General features: G+C 66.8%; 18 protein-coding genes. 15 read left to right on the top strand and 3 right to left on the bottom strand.

Going from position 1 to position 17401, the window contains the following annotated elements; genetic code table 11:
- Positions 1-191: 191 nt before the first annotated feature.
- On the bottom strand, positions 192-1355 hold the full coding sequence (locus SM191_RS16315) for a Gfo/Idh/MocA family protein (protein WP_445949877.1): 1164 nt from the start codon (positions 1353-1355) through the stop codon (positions 192-194).
- A 120-nt stretch (positions 1356-1475) separates the two neighbouring features.
- On the opposite strand from SM191_RS16315, the gene SM191_RS16310 reads away from it, so the two are divergent.
- The 9 genes from SM191_RS16310 to SM191_RS16270 all read left to right on the top strand — a co-directional run bounded on the left by SM191_RS16310 (position 1476) and on the right by SM191_RS16270 (position 10243).
- On the top strand, positions 1476-1865 hold the full coding sequence (locus SM191_RS16310; protein ID WP_341507103.1) for a c-type cytochrome: 390 nt from the start codon (positions 1476-1478) through the stop codon (positions 1863-1865).
- A complete protein-coding gene (locus tag SM191_RS16305) occupies positions 1862-2917 on the top strand; it encodes a sugar phosphate isomerase/epimerase family protein (RefSeq protein WP_341507102.1) in 1056 nt (351 codons plus the stop codon). Before SM191_RS16310 ends, SM191_RS16305 begins: the two co-directional genes overlap by 4 nt.
- Before the next feature lie 68 nt (positions 2918-2985).
- Entirely contained in the window at positions 2986-4290 is a 1305-nt protein-coding gene (locus SM191_RS16300) for an MFS transporter (RefSeq protein WP_306998942.1), read from the top strand.
- On the top strand, positions 4287-5207 hold the full coding sequence (locus SM191_RS16295; RefSeq protein WP_341507101.1) for a hydroxypyruvate isomerase family protein: 921 nt from the start codon (positions 4287-4289) through the stop codon (positions 5205-5207). Before SM191_RS16300 ends, SM191_RS16295 begins: the two co-directional genes overlap by 4 nt.
- Before the next feature lie 11 nt (positions 5208-5218).
- Positions 5219-6034, top strand: coding sequence for a 3-keto-disaccharide hydrolase (locus SM191_RS16290; protein WP_341507100.1), 816 nt, complete (start codon positions 5219-5221; stop codon positions 6032-6034).
- Complete coding sequence (locus SM191_RS16285) at positions 6031-6621, top strand: gluconate 2-dehydrogenase subunit 3 family protein (protein ID WP_341507099.1); 591 nt, start codon at positions 6031-6033, stop codon at positions 6619-6621. Before SM191_RS16290 ends, SM191_RS16285 begins: the two co-directional genes overlap by 4 nt.
- The gene (locus tag SM191_RS16280) at positions 6618-7451 is read left to right on the top strand and encodes a sugar phosphate isomerase/epimerase family protein (protein ID WP_341507098.1); all 834 of its coding nucleotides are present in this window, start codon (positions 6618-6620) and stop codon (positions 7449-7451) included. The genes SM191_RS16285 and SM191_RS16280 overlap by 4 nt, the downstream gene beginning before the upstream one ends.
- Before the next feature lie 31 nt (positions 7452-7482).
- A complete protein-coding gene (locus tag SM191_RS16275) occupies positions 7483-9165 on the top strand; it encodes a GMC family oxidoreductase (RefSeq protein ID WP_341507097.1) in 1683 nt (560 codons plus the stop codon).
- A 28-nt stretch (positions 9166-9193) separates the two neighbouring features.
- Entirely contained in the window at positions 9194-10243 is a 1050-nt protein-coding gene (locus SM191_RS16270; RefSeq protein ID WP_341507096.1) for a LacI family DNA-binding transcriptional regulator, read from the top strand.
- 136 nt (positions 10244-10379) lie between these two features.
- Here SM191_RS16270 and SM191_RS16265 read toward each other — a convergent pair whose 3' ends face one another.
- Positions 10380-11399, bottom strand: a complete 1020-nt coding sequence (locus SM191_RS16265; protein WP_341507117.1) for a class 1 fructose-bisphosphatase — start codon at positions 11397-11399, stop codon at positions 10380-10382.
- A 174-nt stretch (positions 11400-11573) separates the two neighbouring features.
- On the opposite strand from SM191_RS16265, the gene epsC reads away from it, so the two are divergent.
- The 5 genes from epsC (at position 11574) to rnc (ending at position 15857) form a co-directional block, all read left to right on the top strand.
- A complete protein-coding gene (gene epsC / locus SM191_RS16260; protein ID WP_341507095.1) occupies positions 11574-12548 on the top strand; it encodes a serine O-acetyltransferase EpsC in 975 nt (324 codons plus the stop codon).
- Complete coding sequence (locus SM191_RS16255) at positions 12545-13285, top strand: gamma-glutamyl-gamma-aminobutyrate hydrolase family protein (protein WP_267434415.1); 741 nt, start codon at positions 12545-12547, stop codon at positions 13283-13285. The genes epsC and SM191_RS16255 overlap by 4 nt, the downstream gene beginning before the upstream one ends.
- Positions 13286-13405: 120 nt before the next feature.
- Complete coding sequence (locus SM191_RS16250) at positions 13406-14251, top strand: fumarylacetoacetate hydrolase family protein (protein ID WP_341507094.1); 846 nt, start codon at positions 13406-13408, stop codon at positions 14249-14251.
- Positions 14252-14400: 149 nt separating this feature from the next.
- The gene (gene lepB, locus SM191_RS16245; RefSeq protein WP_341507116.1) at positions 14401-15195 is read left to right on the top strand and encodes a signal peptidase I; all 795 of its coding nucleotides are present in this window, start codon (positions 14401-14403) and stop codon (positions 15193-15195) included.
- On the top strand, positions 15192-15857 hold the full coding sequence (gene rnc, locus SM191_RS16240) for a ribonuclease III (protein WP_341507093.1): 666 nt from the start codon (positions 15192-15194) through the stop codon (positions 15855-15857). The genes lepB and rnc overlap by 4 nt, the downstream gene beginning before the upstream one ends.
- A 120-nt stretch (positions 15858-15977) precedes the next feature.
- On the opposite strand, the gene SM191_RS16235 is transcribed toward rnc, so the two are convergent.
- Positions 15978-16193 carry a hypothetical protein gene (locus tag SM191_RS16235; protein WP_267434418.1) on the bottom strand — a complete coding sequence of 72 codons (216 nt, stop codon included), beginning with the start codon at positions 16191-16193 and terminating at the stop codon, positions 15978-15980.
- A gap of 138 nt (positions 16194-16331) precedes the next feature.
- Here SM191_RS16235 and era point away from each other — a divergent pair, with 138 nt between their 5' ends.
- A complete protein-coding gene (gene era, locus SM191_RS16230) occupies positions 16332-17228 on the top strand; it encodes a GTPase Era (protein WP_341507092.1) in 897 nt (298 codons plus the stop codon).
- Positions 17229-17401 lie beyond the last annotated feature (173 nt).

The following is a 17401-nucleotide window of genomic DNA, read 5'->3' as shown; positions in this document are numbered from 1 at the left end:
GGGGGCATTGCGAAAATTCACCTTCCATCCTCTCACGCACCACCCCGGCGAAGGCCGGGGTCCAGTTCCATCGCGATGGGAGTGACTTGCTGACGCCTCCCCAACTGGATCCGGCCTTTGCCGCGATGGTCTGGCGGGTTTTCGACGATCCCCTTCAGGGGAGGGGTGATGCAACGAGCTTTGCTCCCGACCTAAAGCGATAGTAACGTCCACTTCTCATCGGCCTGGGCATTGGCCAATACCGCCTCGACAAAGGCCATGGTGCGCAGGCCCGATTCCAGGCCGGGGAACCAGGTCGCCTCGCCCAATGCGCCGCCCTCCGCTGGGCCGCCATCGCGCAAGTTTCCCGCGACCGCGCGGTAGAGGTTGCCGAACGCCTCGATATAGCCCTCCGGATGGCCCGAGGGGGTGCGCAGTCGTGGCAGGGTGGTGCCGGACAGGCCGGGGCCGCCCGCCCGCACGATCTCCGCAGGACGGTCGAGCCAGCGCAGGGTGAGCGTGTTGGGCTCCATCTGCGACCATTCCAGTCCGCCCTTCTCGCCGTGAATGCGCAGGCGCAGGCCGTTCTCCTCGCCCGCCGCGACCTGCGTCGCGCGCAGCGTTCCGCGCGCGCCCTCGGCAAAGCGGAGCAGGACGTTGACATCGTCGTCCAGCATTCGCCCCGGAACATGGGTGGTCACGTCCGCCGACAAGGCCTCGACCGTCAGGCCGGAGACATGCTCGGCAAGCTGGAAGGCGTGGGTGCCGATATCGCCCAACGCGCCGCCCAGCCCCGCGCGGGCGGGATCGGTGCGCCATTCGGCCTGCTTGTTGCCCTCGCGGTCGAGCGGGTTGCTGAGCCAGCCCTGGACATATTCGACATGGACCAGCCGGATCGCGCCGAAATCACCGCGGGCCACCCGCGCCCGCGCCTCCTCGACCATCGGATAGCCGCTATAAGTGAAGGCGAGGGCATAGAGTTGGCCGGATGCGCGTGCGGCATCCGCAATGGCCTTGGCCTCGGCGAGGTTCATCGCCATCGGCTTTTCGCTGAACACCGGAAAGCCCGCGTTCAGCGCGGCGATCGCCATCGGCGCGTGGAGGTGATTGGGGGTGACGATCGCCACCGCGTCGATCCGCTCCCCCTCGGGTCGGGCGCGTTCGTCGGCGAGCAGCGCCTCGATCGAGGCGTGGACCCGGTCGGGGGAGAGGCCGAGCGATTCCCCGCTGCGTCGGTTGCGCTCCGCATCGCTGCTGAACGTCCCCGCGATCAGTTGCCAGTCGCCGTCCAGCGCCGCCGCCATCCGGTGCACGCCGCCGATAAACGCGCCTTCGCCACCGCCCGCCATCGCCAGTTTCAGCTTGCGTCCCGCCATCATCCACTCCTCTCGTCCGTCGCTCGACCGGCGACATTCCCTGCTTGCGCCGAAGCGGTTTACCGGTAAACTCGCCCGTGAACCAGCGAGTCTGGGAAAGAAAATGACAGGAGAGAGAGAATGAGGCAGCTATTTTGGCTGGCCACATTGCCGGGTGCCGTGGCGCTGGTCGTAGCCGCGAATGCGCCATCGACGGCCCAGTCCGCCCCTGCCGCCGGGGCGCAGGCCTTCGCCGCCTGTCGCGCCTGCCATACGCTCAACAAGGGTGGCCGCAACGGCGTCGGCCCCAATCTGAACGGCGTGTTCGGTCGGCAGGCCGGGACGGTTCCGGGCTTCAACTATTCGCCCGCGATGAAGGCGTCCGGGTTGAAATGGGATGACAAGACGCTGGGCGAGTTCATCGCCGCGCCGATGAAGAAGGTGCCGGGCACGCGGATGCCGATCGGCGTCGCCGACCCCGCCAAGCGCGCCGCGCTGATCGCCTATCTCAAGGCCGAGACCGCCAAATGAGCGCGGGCGCGATGCGCGGACCGGGCATTTTCCTGGCCCAGTTCATGGGCGACGCCGCGCCGTTCGACACGCTGGATTTGGCGGCGCGCTGGATGGCGGAGGCGGGCTATGAGGGCGTGCAGATCCCGACCTGGGACGCGCGCTGCATCGACCTGAAACTCGCCGCCGAGAGCCAGGATTATTGCGACGATCTGGCCGGGCGTTGCGCCGATGCCGGGGTGGCGATCACCGAATTGTCGACCCATTTGCAGGGTCAGTTGGTCGCGGTCCATCCGGCCTATGACGCGGCGTTCGACGGCTTTGCGCCCGAAGCGGTGCGAGGCAAGCCCGCCGAGCGGCAGGCCTGGGCGGTCGAGCAGTTGCGCTACGCCGCCAAGGCGAGTCGACGGCTGGGCTTGAGCGCCCACGCGACCTTCTCCGGCGCGCTCCTCTGGCCCTTCGTCTATCCCTGGCCGCAGCGGCCCGCCGGACTGGTCGCGGAAGGCTTTGCCGAACTGGGCAAGCGCTGGCGCCCGATCCTCGATGCGTTCGAGGAAGAGGGCGTCGACCTCTGCTACGAGTTGCATCCCGGCGAGGACCTGCACGACGGCACGACCTTCGAGCGGTTCCTGGACTCGGTCGGCGGCCATGCGCGGGCCAATATCCTCTACGACCCCAGCCATTTCGTGCTGCAGGCGATGGATTATCTGCAGTTCATCGACTTTTACCACGACCGCATCCGCATGTTCCACGTCAAGGATGCCGAGTTCAATCCGACCGGCCGCGCGGGCGTCTATGGCAGCTATGGCGATTGGGTCGACCGGCCCGGGCGCTTCCGTTCGCTGGGCGACGGGCAGGTGGATTTCGGCGGCATCTTCTCCAAGATGACCCAATATGGCTATGCCGGTTGGGCGGTGCTGGAATGGGAATGCTGCCTGAAGCACCCGGAGGACGGCGCGCGGGAGGGGGCGCCCTTCATCGCCGCGCACATGATCCGCCGGGCGGAACGCGCCTTTGACGACTTCGCCGGTGGGGGCGATCCGGCCGCCAACAGGCGCTGGCTGGGACTTTAAGATGGCATAGGCTTGACCATCCGCCCCGGAGGGTAAAGCCTGACAAAAAATACAAACGGGAGAGGGGCATGGAAGCGATACCGGGCAATCGGTCGCGGCTGTTCTGGCTGAGCGTGCTGGCGCTGTTTACGGCGGCGGCAAGCGCGGCCTTGCGTGCGGCGGTGGCGAGCAGCCTGAAGGTGGAGTGGATCGATCCCATCGCGCCGGTCGAAGCGGGCGAGTTGATCGGATCGGCGCTGGGTTCGGCCTTTCTGGGCTTTGCCGCGACCTTGTTCGTGGCGAGCGCGCTGCTCGACCGGATCGGTGCGCGGCGGATGCTGATCGGCTGCGGCCTGTGTTTCCTGATCGGAACGGCGGCAATCATCGGGGCAGGCCAGGTCGCCACCGGCATGGCGGTCTATCACATCGTCTGGGGCGGGATGCTCCTGAGCGGGATCGGCTGGGGGCTGGCGGAGGCGTCGATCAACCCGCTGACCGCGCGGCTTTACCCGGAAGAGACGACTCACCGGCTGAACGTCCTCCATGCCTGGTATCCCGGCGGGCTGATCGTCGGCGGGCTGGCGGGCGTGCTGCTGGCCGAACTCCTGTCATGGCAGGCGATCATGGCGCTGGTGCTGATCCCGGCGCTGGGCGTGCTGGTGATGGCGGCGACCACGCATTTCCCGCCGGTCCCGCGCGAAGTCCGTGACGTCGGTTTCGGCGGCATGATCGCGGAGGTGTTCAAGCGCCCCAGCTTCTTCGTATGGTTCGGCGCGATGTTCCTGACCGCCGCGTCCGAACTGGCACCCGGCCAGTGGCTCGACGTGGCGCTCAGCAGCCGGGTGGGCATGCGCGGCATTCTCCTCCTCGTCTATGTCAGCGCGCTGATGTTCGTGTTCCGCCACTTTGCCGGGCGGATCGCGGGGCGGCTGTCCAATCCGGGGCTGCTCTGGGTGTCGAGCCTGATGGCGGGGATCGGCCTGTTCCTGCTGTCGCGGGCACAGTCGCCGGTGGCGGCGATCCTGGCTTCGACCGTCTGGGGGCTGGGCGTCTGCGCGATGTGGCCGACCATGCTCGCCTCGGTCGCCGAGCGTTATCCGCGCGGCGGGGCCTGGGCGCTGGGACTGGTCGGATCGGCGGGGGCGCTCGCCAGCTTCTTCGTGCTGCCCCGGCTGGGCGCGATGTTCGACGCCGCCAAGGTCGAACTGGCCGGTGGACCGGAGGCGTTCAAGCGGCTGACCGGTGAGGCGCTGCGTCAGGTCGAGGATGCGGCGGCGTCGCAGTCCTTCGCCCGGCTGGCGCTGGTGCCGGTGATCCTGTTGTTCGTCTTCGGCGGTATCTGGCTGGCCGAGCGCCGCCGTCCCCGTCCCCAAGTCGCGGAGACTGTCGCATGAACTGGTCGCGTCGCACCGTCATTGGCGGGCTCGCCGCCGCCGCACCCGTCGCGGCCTTGACGGGGCAGAAGGCGGGCAAATCGTCCAACGCCGCGCGCTTTGCCCTGGGCTTCGCGCCGCATCTGGGCAGCTTCGCCAGCCGGGGGGAGAGTTCGGTCGAACAGATCGCCTATGCCGCCGATCAAGGTTTCTGGGCGTGGGAGGACAATGAATATCGCCTCCGCCCCGTCGCGGAGCAGGAGGCGATCGCCAAGGCCTTGCGCGACCGGAAGATGACGATGGGGGTGTTCGTCGCGTCGATGCCCAAATGGTCGGAATCGCGCCCGCTGCTCGGCGGCGATGACGATGCCGAGCGGCAGGCTTTCCTCGCCGATATCCGCAGCGCGGTCGATGTCGCCAAGCGGGTCGGGGCCAGGCATATGACCGTCGTCACCGGCTTCATGGACAAGAAGCTGCACCCCGCGATCCAGCAGGGGCGGATCATCGACGTGATGCGCCGCGCGGGCGATATCGTCGCACCGCACGGGATGACGCTGGTGATGGAGCCGCTCAACACGCGGACCAACCATCCCGGCGTGTTCATGCAGTCGATCGCGGAAGGCTATGCGGTGGCGCGCGGGGCGAACAGTCCGGGCGTGAAGGTGCTGGCCGACCTCTATCACGAGCAGATCCAGTCGGGGAATCTGATCCCGACGATGACGCTGTGCTGGGACGAGATCGGCTATATCCAGTTCGGCGACAATCCGGGCCGCAACGAGCCGGGCAGCGGCGAGGTCAACTATGCCAATGTCTGCCGCTTCCTGAAGGAGCGCGGCTATGCCGGGGTGATCGGCATGGAGCATGGCAATTCGGTCAAGGGCCGGGCGGGCGAAGAAAAGCTGATCGCGGCATACCGCGCGATCGATCCGACAGCATGAGGAGGGGAGCGATGCGGGCATTTCCATTGATCGCGTTGGTCATGGCGAGTGGTGCCACGGCGCAGGACAAGCCGGGCCTGGGGTTCCGCGACACGCCGATGCTGCCCGGCGGCCAATGGCATGTTCATGACCCAGACCGGCCCGCACCCAGGGTGGTGACTCCGTCCGCGCAACCCGGCGGTGCGCCGTCCGACGCGGTGGTGCTGTTCGACGGACGCTCGATGGATGCCTGGACGCCCAGCGGCAAGCCATGGCTGCTCCAGAACGGGGTGATGACCGTGCCGCCGCGCGACGGCAAGGGCGAGAGCCTGTTGGTCAGCAAGCAGAGCTTCGGCGATGTCCAGATGCATCTCGAATTCCGCTCGCCCAACCCGCCGCGGAAGAGTTCGCAGGATCGCGGTAATAGCGGCATCTGGTTCATGCAGCGCTATGAGGTGCAGATCCTCGACGGCTATGACAACCCGACCTATGCCGATGGGCAGGTGGGGGCGGTCTATGCCTGGAAGCCGCCGCTGGTGAATGCGGCGCGAAAGCCCGGCGAGTGGCAGAGCTATGACATCATCTTCGAGCGGCCCCGCTTCGCCGCCGATGGCAAGCTGCTTCGCCCCGCCTATGTCACCGCTCTGCTGAACGGTGTGGTGGTGCAGAACCACCAGGCGATGCTCGGCACCACCATCTGGCGGCAGGTGGAGAAATACCAGGCGCATGGCGATGCCGCGCCGATCCAGCTTCAGGATCACGACTCGCCCGTTTCGTTCCGCAATATCTGGGTCCGCCCGCTGCCGCCCGAGGCGATCGCGCAGGACCTGCCGGAGGATGCCCGATGATCGCCCACCCCCATATCGACCGCAGACACGCCCTGGCGGGGATCACCGCCATGTTCGGCTCCGCGCTGTTCGCCCCCATCGCCCGTGCGGCGGGTGCGGTCGAGCAGACGCGAGGGAGCATCCCCGTCATCTCCGACGGCCCGCCCAGCGTCGCCGTCTTCACCCCGACCCAGCGCGCGACGATGGTCGCCCTGTCGGAGCGGGTGGTCCCGACCACCGACACGCCCGGCGCGATCGCGGCCAAGGTGCCCGAGTTCATCGAGAAAATGCTCGCCGACTGGTCGCTGCCCGAAGACCGGGTGCCGATCATCGCCGGGTTGAACGCGATCGAGGCGCGAAGCCAGAGCGTCAACCGCACCCCCGCCGCCAAGGCGACGGCCGCGCAACAGGACACGCTGCTGACCGAGGCTATGGAGGGCGTCCTGCCCGAAGGCCGCGCCTTTTTCGAGCCGTTCCGGCAACTCGTCATCACCGGCTATTACACGTCGGAAATCGGCATCACGCAGGAGCGCGAATATCTGCCCGTGCCCGGCGAATATAATGGTGCCTTCCCCTATTCTCAGGTCAACAAGGTGTATTCGGCATGATCGATCGGCGTTCGCTCATGGGAGCTGGTCTTGGCCTTGGCGCGGCGGCGCTGGTGCCGGGGAGCGCACAGGCCGCGCAACTCGGGGCCATCGGGTTGCAGCTCTATACGATCCGCGAACTCTTCTCGGCCGATCCGGTCAAGACTTTGGAGGCGGTGGCAAAGATCGGCTATCGCGAGATCGAATATGGCGGTGGCGGCTATGACGCGATGGACCATGCCATGCTTCGTCGCACGCAGGACCGGCTGGGGCTGAAAGCGCCATCGGTTCACATCGGTTACGACGCGCTGCTTGGCGATTTCGACAAATGCGTGACGATGGCCAAGACGCTGGGCGCGGATACGGTCGTGCTGCCCTATATGACCGACGAGCATCGGACGGAGGCGGGCTTGAACGCCGCGCTGCCCAACTTCAACCGTTTCGCCGAAGGGTTGAAGAAGGCCGGACTCGCTTTCGCCTATCACAATCACGATTTCGAGTTCACCAAGAAGCCGGGCGGCGTCAGCCTGTACGAGCGGATGTTGAAGGCGACCGATCCGGCGCTCGTGAAGCTGGAGATCGACCTCTATTGGGCGATCCATGCGGGCGAGGATGCGGCGGCGCTGATCCGGCGGCATGCGGGTCGCATCTATGCCTATCACGTCAAGGATGCGCGCGCCGATGGCAGAATGACGGCGGTGGGCGCGGGCAGGATCGACTTCGCCGCGCTCTTCAAGCTGAACAGGCTGGCGGGCGTGAAGCATTTCTATGTCGAGAATGATCAGGCCCCCGCGCCCTATCTGCCCGACATCACGACCAGCTACCGGACGCTGCGCGCTTTGCGTTTCTGACACGATAAGAACGATATAAGGGAGGATGGCCATGGCGGCGACGAACCGTTTCGATGCGATCGTGATCGGGTCGGGGATCAGCGGCGGTTTCGCCGCCAAGGAACTGACCGAAAAGGGCCTGCGCGTCCTGATGCTCGACCGGGGCGTCATGGTCGAGCATGGCGAGGGCTATCCCTATGACGGCAAGCCCGCCTTCGAGGTGCCCGCGCGCAACATCATGCCCAAGCCTTTGGTGGAGAGCGACTATTTCATCGCGAAATATGGCTATGTCGCGCCCAGCAACCAGAAATTCTACAATGACGACCGGCTGAACCCCTATGCCTATGACGAGGGGAGCAAATTCTACTGGATCCGGCCCGGCGCGGTGGGCGGCAAGTCGCTGATCTGGGGCCGCTGGTCCTTCCGCTGGAGCCCGGACGATTTCGAGGCGAACAAGCGCGAGGGCGTCGCCGCCGACTGGCCGATCCGCTACGACGATGTCGCGCCCTGGTACTCGTACGTCGAGAAATATATCGGCGTGTCGGGCTCGCGCGAGAATCTGCCCTATCTGCCCGATAGCGAGTTCCAGCCGCCGATCCCGATGAACGTCGCGGAAAAGTGGCTGAAAGAACGGCTGGAGGGCCAGTTTCCGGGCCGCAAGCTGATCCATACCCGCCTGTCCAACATGACGGAGGACAAGCCCGACCAGAATCGCACCAAATGCCAGTTCCGCAACCAGTGCGGCAATGGCTGTTCCTTCGGGGCCTATTTCTCGACCCAGGCGGTGACGCTGCCCGCCGCGCGCGCGACCGGGCGGCTGACGCTCCAGTCGGATGCGGTGGTGACGGGGATCGATTACGATCCTGCCAAGAAGAAGGTCACCGGCGTCCGCTATATCGACGCCAGGACGGGGCAGGCACAGACGGTGGCGGCGAACCTGGTCTTCGTCTGTGCCTCGGCCATGGCGTCGGTGCAGATCCTGATGAACTCGCGCGCGCCGGGCTCGGAGCGGAGCCATTTCGACTCGAGCGGAACATTGGGTCGTTACGTCATGGACCATATCTTCCGCGTCGGCGTGTCCGGCGAGATTCCGGGCATGGACGACCTGATCGAATATGGCCGCCGTCCGGGCGGGGTCTATGTGCCGCGCTTTCGCAATCTGAAGGGCGACGAAGGGCTGGGGTTCAAGCGCGGCTATGGCTATCAGGGGTCTGCCTATCGCAACGCCGCCAAGCCGGTCGGCTTCGGCGCGGAGATGAAGCACGGGATGCGCCGCTATGGCCCATGGCAGTTCAGCATGGGCGCGTTCGGCGAGTGCCTGCCCTATGAAGACAATCGCATCTCACTCCACAGCAGCAAGGCCGATCGTTTCGGGGTGCCGTTGCTGAAGTTCGACGTCACCTTCCGCGACAATGAGCTGAAGATGATGGCCGATGCCCGGCGCGAGGGCGAGGCGATGCTGCGCGCGGCGGGGCTGAAGAACGTGACCAGCGGCGAGCAGGAGCATGTGCCCGGCGACGCGATCCATGAAATGGGCGGCGCGCGCATGGGCGCGGACCCGCGCCAGTCGGTGCTCAACAAATGGAGCCAGGCGCATGACGCCTCCAACCTTTATGTCACCGATGGCGCACAGATGGCGTCGGTGTCGTGCGTCAACCCGTCGCTGACCTTCATGGCGCTGACCGCGCGTGCGGCGGACCATGCGGTGAAGGGGTTGAAGGCGGGGGCGGTCTGACGCGCGGTTCGGCGGGTGGTGGCGGGTGATGGAAAAGCCCGCTACCGCATCCCCCGCCATGACCATCCGCAAGCCCGAAGGCGTCACCATCCGCGCGGTCGCCGAGCGTGCGGGTGTGTCGGCGATGACCGTGTCCAACGTCATCAACGGCACGGGCAAGGTCGGTCCCGTGACCCGCGCGACGGTGCTCGCGGCGATCGAGGAACTGGGATACCGGCCCAATATCGCCGCGCGGCGACTGGCCAAGGCGCGGGCGACGACGCTGGGGCTGGTCTATAGCGACCGGCGGACGCCGTTCATCGACTCGGTGTTGCTCGGCGCATTGCGGGCGACCAATGCGCGGGGCCTGCAATTCATCGCCCAGGCTGAGGAAGGGCTGACCCGCGAGGCGGCGGAAGCGGCGGTGCGCGCGCTGGTGCAGAGTGGCGCGGCGGCGGTGCTCCTCGTCCCGCCCTTTGCCGAATTGCTCAGCGGGTCGGGGCTGTTCGAAAAACTGGGCGTCGCGGCGGCGGCGATCGCGACGGGGCGGGGGCTGCCCGACATCTCGACCGTGCGGGTCGACAACCGCGCGGCGATGGCGGCGATGACAGCGCATGTCGTGGACCGGGGGCATCGCCGCATCGGCTTTCTGGCGGGGCCGACCAGCTTTTCCGTCGCGGACGAGCGGCTGGCCGGGTTTCGCGACGGCATGGCGGCGAATGGATTGCCGGTCGATCCCGCGCTGGTCATTCGGGGCGGTTTCGACCCGGCTTCGGGCGCGGAGGCTGGGCGTGCCCTGTTGTCGCTCCCCGACCGGCCGACCGCGATTCTGTGCAGCAGCGACGACATGGCCGCCGGATTGATCGGCGAGGCGCATCGTATGGGGCTGCGACTGCCGCAGGATCTGGCGGTGACGGGGTTCGACGATACCGCAATCGCGGCGCGACTCTGGCCACCGCTGACGGTCATCCGCCAGCCGGTCGGCGACATGGCGTTTCGCGCGGTCGAGCAGGTGCTGGCATCGCTGCGGTCGCGGCAAGTGGAGGACCGCGTGGTGGAATTTGAGCTGGTCACGCGGGAGTCGGTGGCGCGGGGGTAGTTTTGCGAATCCCGTGGCCTTCGACTTCGCTCAGGCTGAACGGAGGTTGGGATTGGGGTTCACGCCATCCAGCCCGTTCGCACTGAGCGAATTCGATGCGCACGTGCCAGCATCGCCACAAACCCCCGCCTTTGCATCACCCCATCCGCCCATATTCCGCGACCAGCGCCACCTGGTCTGCATCGCCCAACACCACGCCGACCCGCTGGTGCAGGCCGATCGCCTCCACGTCCATGATCCGGATCGCGCCATCGATCGACGCACCGCCCGCCTGTTCGATCAGGAAGCTCATCGGATTGGCTTCGTATAGCAGGCGCAGCTTGGCCTTGCCCGGCTGGCGGTGGTCGCCGGGGTAGAGGAACACGCCGCCGCGCTTCAGGATACGGTGGATGTCCGCCACCATCGACGCGGTCCAGCGCATATTATAATCCTCGCCGCACGGACCCTCAGCCCCCAGAATCCGCTCTTCGATATAGCGCGCGATGCCCGGCGACCATTGGCGGCGGCGGGCCATGTTGATCGCGAATTCGCGCGTTCCCGCCGGAATCCGCATCGGCCCGTCGGTCAGTCGCCACGATCCCAGTTCACGGTCGAGGGTGAATTCATACACGCCTTCGCCGACCGTCAGCACCAGCAGGGTCTGCGGCCCATAGATCGCATAGCCCGCCGCGACTTGCGCCCGACCGGGCTGGAGGAAGTCCGCCTCGGTCACCTCGCGGCCCGCGCAATCCTCCGGCGCGCGAAGCACCGAGAAGATCGTGCCGACCGACAGGTCGACATCGACATTGCTCGACCCGTCGATGGGATCGAACAGCAGCAGATATTCGCCCCTGGGATAGCGGTTGGGGATGCGATGGATCGTCTCCATCTCTTCCGACGCCATCGCGGCCAGGTGACCACCCCATTCATTGGCGTCGAGCAGCAGGTCGTTGGCGATCACGTCCAGCTTCTTCTGGACCTCGCCCTGCACATTCTCGCTGCCCAGACTGCCCAGCACATCGCCCAGCGCGCCCTTGGAAATCGCCTGGTTCACCGCCTTGCACGCCCGCGCGACCGTCTCGATCAGCAGGCGGAGTTCGGGCGGGCAGGTTTCCGGCGATCGGCGTTGCTGCTCGATCAGGAAACGCGTCAAGGTCGTCTGGCGCGGGGTGATCATCGTCATATCGCTCCGGAGGGTGGCGGGGCCGAGCCAGGATGGCGGCGCGGACCATGCCCCGGCCCCCGACCCCGCGCAACCGCCCGTTAAGGCAAGCGGGTGCTTTATGGCGGCGTAGCTTTTCTGTTATATCCCATTGTCCAAGTGGGATATGATGAGGGTCGGAGGATCGTGATGACGACCAGCAAGCTGACCGCCGCCGCCCGCCACGGGGAAGATGCCGCCACCGGGATCGACGGCATCGTCTCCGCGCTGCGCCTGGCCCGCCATGGCTGGCGTCAGCGGCAGGATGCGGGACGCGATGTCGAGCGTTTCCCCTCGCGCGCCGGGGTGGAGGATGTCGTCGCGCTGGTCGCCGCCGCGCTCTATCCGCGCCGTCTGGGCCATTTCCGGGGAACGCCCGTCGAGGAGGACCGCTTCGTCACCGCCAAGCTGCTCGCCGCGCTGACCGCGCTGGAGCGGGAGGTTGGCGCCGAACTCGCTTATTGGCAGAAGGATGCCGATGCGGCCTTCCCGCCCGAACAGGCGGCGCTGATCGCCCGGCTGTTCGGCGCGACCCTGCCGCATGTGCGCGAGATGATCGACAGCGATGTCGAGGCGGCGTTCCTGGCCGATCCGGCGGCGCGCAGCGTCGATGAGATATTGCTCTGCTATCCGGGGGCCGTCGCCAGCCTGCATCACCGGATCGCGCATGAGCTGAACGGGCTGGGGGCGCCGATCGTCGCGCGGATGATCTCCGAACTCGCCAATGAGCGGACCGGGATCGACATCCATCCGGCCGCGACCATCGGGCGGCATTTCTTCATCGACCATGGCACCGGCGTCGTCATCGGCGAGACCGCGATCGTCGGGGAGCGGGTGCGCGTCTATCAGCATGTGACGCTGGGCGCGCGCTCCGCGCTGGGCACCGCGCCGCGTTCGCCGCGCGACCGCTTCGCCCGGCATCCGATCGTCGAGGACGACGTCATCATCTATGCTGGCGCGACGGTGCTCGGTCGGGTTACGATCGGCGCGCGCTCGGTGATCGGGGGCAATGTCTGGCTGCTGAGCGACGTCGCGCCGGACAGCGTCCTGGTCCAGCCCGAGGCGCGGGCCTTGCAGCGGGCGGAGGGGCGCGCGCTGCGACAGGAGCTGGAGGGTACGGCATGACGCGAACACGCAAGCCCATCGTCGGACTGATGTGCGGGAACGAGGTCGCCGGTCGCCCCATCCAGGCGGTGGCCACCCGCTTCATCGAGCCGGTGGTGCGGCTGTGCGGGGCGAGCGTGGTGATGGTCCCCGCCGTGCGCGAGGCGGTCGATCCGGCGGCGATGGCGGACATGCTCGACGGCCTGTTGCTGACCGGCGGGCGATCGCATGTCGAGCCCGCGCAATATGAGGATCGCGGCCACCTCGCCCGCCATCTTTGCGACCCGGAGCGGGACAGCGTCGCACTGTCGCTGGCCGGCCGGATGATCGAGCGCGGCAAGCCGGTCTATGGCATCTGCCGGGGAATGCAGGAGATCAACGTGTTGTTCGGCGGCACCTTGACCTGTCTGGGCGGCCTGCCGCGCCACCATCGCGGATCGTGGGACGAGGATTACGAGGCGCTGTTCGGCCATCATCACCCCGTCGATCTGGCGGCGGGTGGCGTGCTGGCGGGGCGCAGCGGGCATCGGCGGCTGGAGGTCAATTCGGTGCACCAGCAGGGCGTCGACCGGCTGGGCTATGGCTTGGTGGTCGAGGCGCGCGACAGCGAGGACGGGCTGATCGAGGCATTTCGCGCGCCCGGCTGCGGCGCGGATGTGCTGGCGGTGCAGTGGCATCCCGAATGGGACGGCGCGCAGTGCAGCGTCGCGCACAGCTTCTTCACCCTGCTAGGCGAATCCATGCAGGGCCGTGCCTGATCCTCACCTGAAAAATTGCACTATCATATTTGCAAGTGGAATCGCGTGGCGGCCATCGGTAAGGAGGGCGGAGCGAGGGAAGGGCGCGCGAGGCGACCCGTAGGAGAAGGAGCCCGATCGATGAAGCTGCTGCGTTATGGTGAACCGGGACGGGAACGCGCGGGACTTCTGGATGCCGATGGTCGCATCCGCGCGCTGCCCGAGGCACTGGGCGACCTGGCCGCTGAACGGCTGAGCCCCGCCGGTCTCGCCGAGATCGCCGCGCTCGATCCCGCTTCGCTGCCGCTGGTCGAGGGTGAACCGCGCCTGGGTTCGTGCGTGGCACGGCCGGGCAAGTTCATCTGCATCGGCCTCAACTATCGCCTTCATGCCGCCGAGAGCAATCTGCCGATCCCGACCGAGCCGGTGGTGTTCGGCAAATGGTCCAGCGCGGTCGTCGGCCCGAACGACGATGTGGAAATCCCGCGCGGCTCGGAAAAGACCGATTGGGAAGTCGAACTGGGCGTCGTGATCGGCACCCGGGCGCGCTATGTCGACCGGGCATCGGCGCTGGACCATGTCGCGGGCTATTGCGTCATCAACGATGTCAGCGAGCGCGCCTATCAGTTGGAGCGCGGCGGCACCTGGGACAAGGGCAAGGGCTGCGACACCTTCGGTCCGACCGGCCCGTGGCTGGTGACGGCGGACGAGGTCGCCGATCCGCAGGCGCTTCATCTTTGGCTGGAGGTCGACGGCCATCGCTATCAGGACGGCAACACCAGCGACATGATCTTCACGGTCGCGGAGATCGTTTCCTATCTCAGCCAGTTCTGCACGCTGGAGCCGGGCGACATCATCTCGACCGGCACGCCCAAGGGCGTCGGCATGGGCCAGAAGCCGCAAACCTATCTGCGCGCGGGCCAGACGGTGCGGCTCGGCATCGAGGGCTTGGGCGAACAGACTCAGCGCTTCGTCGCGGCGGCCTGACGCGACTGCATTTGTTTCCTCTCCCCGGTGCAGGGGAGAGGTCGGATCGGCATTCAAGCGGAATGCGTGAATGTCGACCGGTCACGACGAGCATCGGAAAGAGCCAAGCCCGCTTGACGGAACCAGCGGGTTGCGCGAACCCGCTGACCATGGCCGATACACCTCAAAAATCGGAGGCGAAGGACACGCTGCGCTTCTTCCTGAAGCTGGCGCTGTTCGTCTTCATCCTGCGCAGCTTCATCGTGACGTCGTTCGTCATCCCGTCGGAATCGATGCTGCCGCGTCTGCTGATCGGCGATTATCTGTTCGTGACCAAGTGGAATTACGGCTATTCGCGCTGGTCGCTGCCCTTCGGCCTGCCGCTGCTGCCCGGCCATATCCTGGCCCGTGCGCCCGCGCGCGGCGATGTGGTGGTGTTCCGCTCGCCGGGCCCGGACGATCATGACGTCATCAAGCGAGTGATCGGCCTGCCGGGCGATACGATCCAGGTGACGAACGGCCAGGTCATCCTGAACGGTCGCCCGATCCCCAAGCAGCGGATCGCCGATTTCGTCCTGCCGCTCACTCCCAATTTCGATGCCGACAAATGCGGTCCCTTCCTCGACACGGTCGCCGGGAAACCCGTTTGCCGATATCCCCGGTTCCGCGAGACACTGCCCAACGGCAAGAGCTATGAGGTGCTCGACCAGGGCAACCTGCCGGATCGTGACGACACGGTGGTCTACACGGTTCCGGCAGACAATGTCTTCCTGATGGGGGACAATCGCGACGATTCGGCGGACAGCCGTTTCGCGCCGCCCATGGGGATGGGCTATATCCCGATGAATCGGCTGGAGGGCCGCGCGGCGGTGACCTTCTTCTCGACCGACGGCACGGCGGAGTGGATCAAGCCCTGGACCTGGGTGACGGCGGCCCGCTGGAACCGGATCGGAGAAGGGTTTTGAGCGCGCTTGAACCCTGGCTGGCCGAGATATTCGGTCGCGCGCCCGCCGATGTCGCGCCATTCCAGCGCGCGCTGACCCATGGCAGCCAGGCGGCGGAGAATTACGAGCGGCTGGAATTCCTGGGCGACCGGGTGCTGGGCCTCATCATGGCCGAATGGCTGTGGGAGCAGTTCCCGAACGAGCCCGAGGGGCAATTGTCGCGGCGTTTGAATACGTTGGTGACGGGGGCGGTCTGTGCCGATGTCGCGCGCGACCTGGGCGTGCGCGATCATCTGCGGCTGGGCAAGCAGGCGCGCGATGATGGCGCGTCGGACAGCGACAATGTGCTGGGCGATGTGATGGAGGCGCTGATCGGCGCCTGGTATCGCGAGGCGGGGCTGGAGGCGGCGCGGGGCTTCGTCCGCAAGGCCTGGGGGGACCGCGTGCACTCGCAGGGCAAGGCGCCGCAGCATCCCAAGTCGGCGCTTCAGGAATGGGCCGCCGCGCATAACCGCAAGGCCCCGGAATATGTGGTGACGGACCGCTCGGGTCCGCATCATGCGCCGCGCTTCACCGTGACGGTGCGGATCAACCGGTCGGGCGAGGCGACGGCCACGGGGGCCAACAAGCAGGAGGCGGAAACCGCTGCGGCGAAGGCGTTGCTGGTGAAGTTGAAGGAATAAGGACAGGCTTCGACTTCACTCAGCCCGAACGGGGGGTGTACGGGAGGTCCGTTCCCAACCTCCGTTCAGCCTGAGCGAAGTCGAAGGCCACGCAACCCCGCTCGAACCGATCCCCGCGCCTCAGTGCTTGGCCGCCGCGTCCTTCTTCGCCTGAACCTTCGCCCGGTGATGCCCGATCGCGCAGCCCGCCGCCGCGCCCAGCACGGCATGGCCCTTGCCGACGAAATGCCCGCCGACTCCGCCGACCGCCGCGCCCTTCAGGCAGCCCTTGGCAGAGGCGGGGCCCGCGACGGTCAGCAGCGCGGCGGCCGACAAGGCGGTGAGAAGGGTCTTCATGGCGTCTCTCCTGACTCTCAAATCGAGGCCCGAAGAATGCGCGCGTCGCCGTGGCCGTTCCGTGATGGCCCCATTACATCGCGTCCATGCGGGCTTTCCCTTGCCGGGAAGGGGGCTTGGCCTGTACCGCTGCCAGCCATGACTGAACAACGTTGCGGCCTCGTCGCCGTCGTCGGCGCGCCCAATGCCGGCAAATCCACCCTCGTCAACGCGCTGGTCGGCCAGAAGGTCGCCATCGTCAGCCCCAAGGCGCAGACGACCCGTGCCAAGCTGCTGGGCGTCGCGATCGAGGGGGATGCGCAGATCCTGCTGGTCGATACCCCAGGCATCTTCGAGCCCAAGCGCCGTCTGGACCGCGCGATGGTCGCCGCCGCCTGGGAAGGGGCGGAGGGCGCCGACATCCTGGCGCTGGTGGTCGACGGCAAGGGCGGCATCGGCCCCAAGGTCACCGCCATCGCCGAGTCGATCGCGCACCGGCCCGAGCCCAAGCACCTGATCCTCAACAAGGTCGATATCGCCGACAAGGCGCGGTTGCTCGGCCATGCCGAAAAGCTGAACGCGGTGGTGCCGTTCGATGAAATCTGGTTCGTCTCCGCCCAGACCGGCGACGGACTGCCCGAACTCAAGGCGCATTTCGCGAGGCTGATGCCCGAGGGACCGTGGCATTATCCCGAGGATCAGGTGTCCGACGCCACCGAACGCGCGCTGGCGGCCGAGGTGACGCGCGAGCAGATCTATCTGCAACTCCACGCCGAACTGCCCTATGCCAGCGCGGTCGAGACCGAGGCGTATAAGGAGCGCGAGGACGGATCGGTCGAGATCCACCAGCAGATCCTGGTCGAACGCCCGACCCAGCGCGCGATCGTGCTGGGCAAGAACGGGGTGCGGATCAAGGAGATCGGGGCCAAGGCGCGCGAGGAACTATCGCGGATCCTGGGGCAAAAGGTGCATCTGTATCTGCACGTCAAGGTGAAGCCGGGTTGGGATGAAGACCGGTCGGTTTATCGCGATATCGGGTTGGATTGGGTGGATTGATTTCTTGGGGTGGGGGCTCGGTGAGACACTTTTGCCCTCCCCCATCCCCTCCCGCCTGCGGGAGGGGTGCGCTGCCTGGCGAATGTCGCGCATAAGCCAAAGACGTTTCGCTCGCTGAAGCGCTTACGGGAGCCGCTTGGCACGCCCCTCCCGCAGGCGGGAGGGGCGTGCTT

The organism is Sphingomonas sp. 2378 (assembly GCF_038084995.1).
GTDB lineage: Bacteria > Pseudomonadota > Alphaproteobacteria > Sphingomonadales > Sphingomonadaceae > Sphingomonas.
Note: the sequence above shows the minus strand (reverse complement) of the source record. Positions and strands in the feature narration are given on the sequence as shown.

Bases quoted from the DNA above. Each gene is read 5' to 3' on its own strand.
- SM191_RS16300 (WP_306998942.1), top strand. From the start codon at position 2,986: ATGGAAGCGATACCGGGCAATCGGTCGCGGCTGTTCTGGCTGAGCGTG.
- SM191_RS16315 (WP_445949877.1), bottom strand. From the start codon at position 1,355: ATGGCGGGACGCAAGCTGAAACTGGCGATGGCGGGCGGTGGCGAAGGC.
- era (WP_341507092.1), top strand. From the start codon at position 16,332: ATGACTGAACAACGTTGCGGCCTCGTCGCCGTCGTCGGCGCGCCCAAT.
- SM191_RS16250 (WP_341507094.1), top strand. From the start codon at position 13,406: ATGAAGCTGCTGCGTTATGGTGAACCGGGACGGGAACGCGCGGGACTT.
- SM191_RS16285 (WP_341507099.1), top strand. From the start codon at position 6,031: ATGATCGCCCACCCCCATATCGACCGCAGACACGCCCTGGCGGGGATC.
- SM191_RS16310 (WP_341507103.1), top strand. From the start codon at position 1,476: ATGAGGCAGCTATTTTGGCTGGCCACATTGCCGGGTGCCGTGGCGCTG.
- SM191_RS16275 (WP_341507097.1), top strand. From the start codon at position 7,483: ATGGCGGCGACGAACCGTTTCGATGCGATCGTGATCGGGTCGGGGATC.
- SM191_RS16265 (WP_341507117.1), bottom strand. From the start codon at position 11,399: ATGATCACCCCGCGCCAGACGACCTTGACGCGTTTCCTGATCGAGCAG.
- SM191_RS16305 (WP_341507102.1), top strand. From the start codon at position 1,862: ATGAGCGCGGGCGCGATGCGCGGACCGGGCATTTTCCTGGCCCAGTTC.
- epsC (WP_341507095.1), top strand. From the start codon at position 11,574: ATGACGACCAGCAAGCTGACCGCCGCCGCCCGCCACGGGGAAGATGCC.
- SM191_RS16235 (WP_267434418.1), bottom strand. From the start codon at position 16,193: ATGAAGACCCTTCTCACCGCCTTGTCGGCCGCCGCGCTGCTGACCGTC.
- SM191_RS16290 (WP_341507100.1), top strand. From the start codon at position 5,219: ATGCGGGCATTTCCATTGATCGCGTTGGTCATGGCGAGTGGTGCCACG.
- SM191_RS16255 (WP_267434415.1), top strand. From the start codon at position 12,545: ATGACGCGAACACGCAAGCCCATCGTCGGACTGATGTGCGGGAACGAG.
- SM191_RS16270 (WP_341507096.1), top strand. From the start codon at position 9,194: ATGGAAAAGCCCGCTACCGCATCCCCCGCCATGACCATCCGCAAGCCC.
- SM191_RS16280 (WP_341507098.1), top strand. From the start codon at position 6,618: ATGATCGATCGGCGTTCGCTCATGGGAGCTGGTCTTGGCCTTGGCGCG.
- SM191_RS16295 (WP_341507101.1), top strand. From the start codon at position 4,287: ATGAACTGGTCGCGTCGCACCGTCATTGGCGGGCTCGCCGCCGCCGCA.
- lepB (WP_341507116.1), top strand. From the start codon at position 14,401: ATGGCCGATACACCTCAAAAATCGGAGGCGAAGGACACGCTGCGCTTC.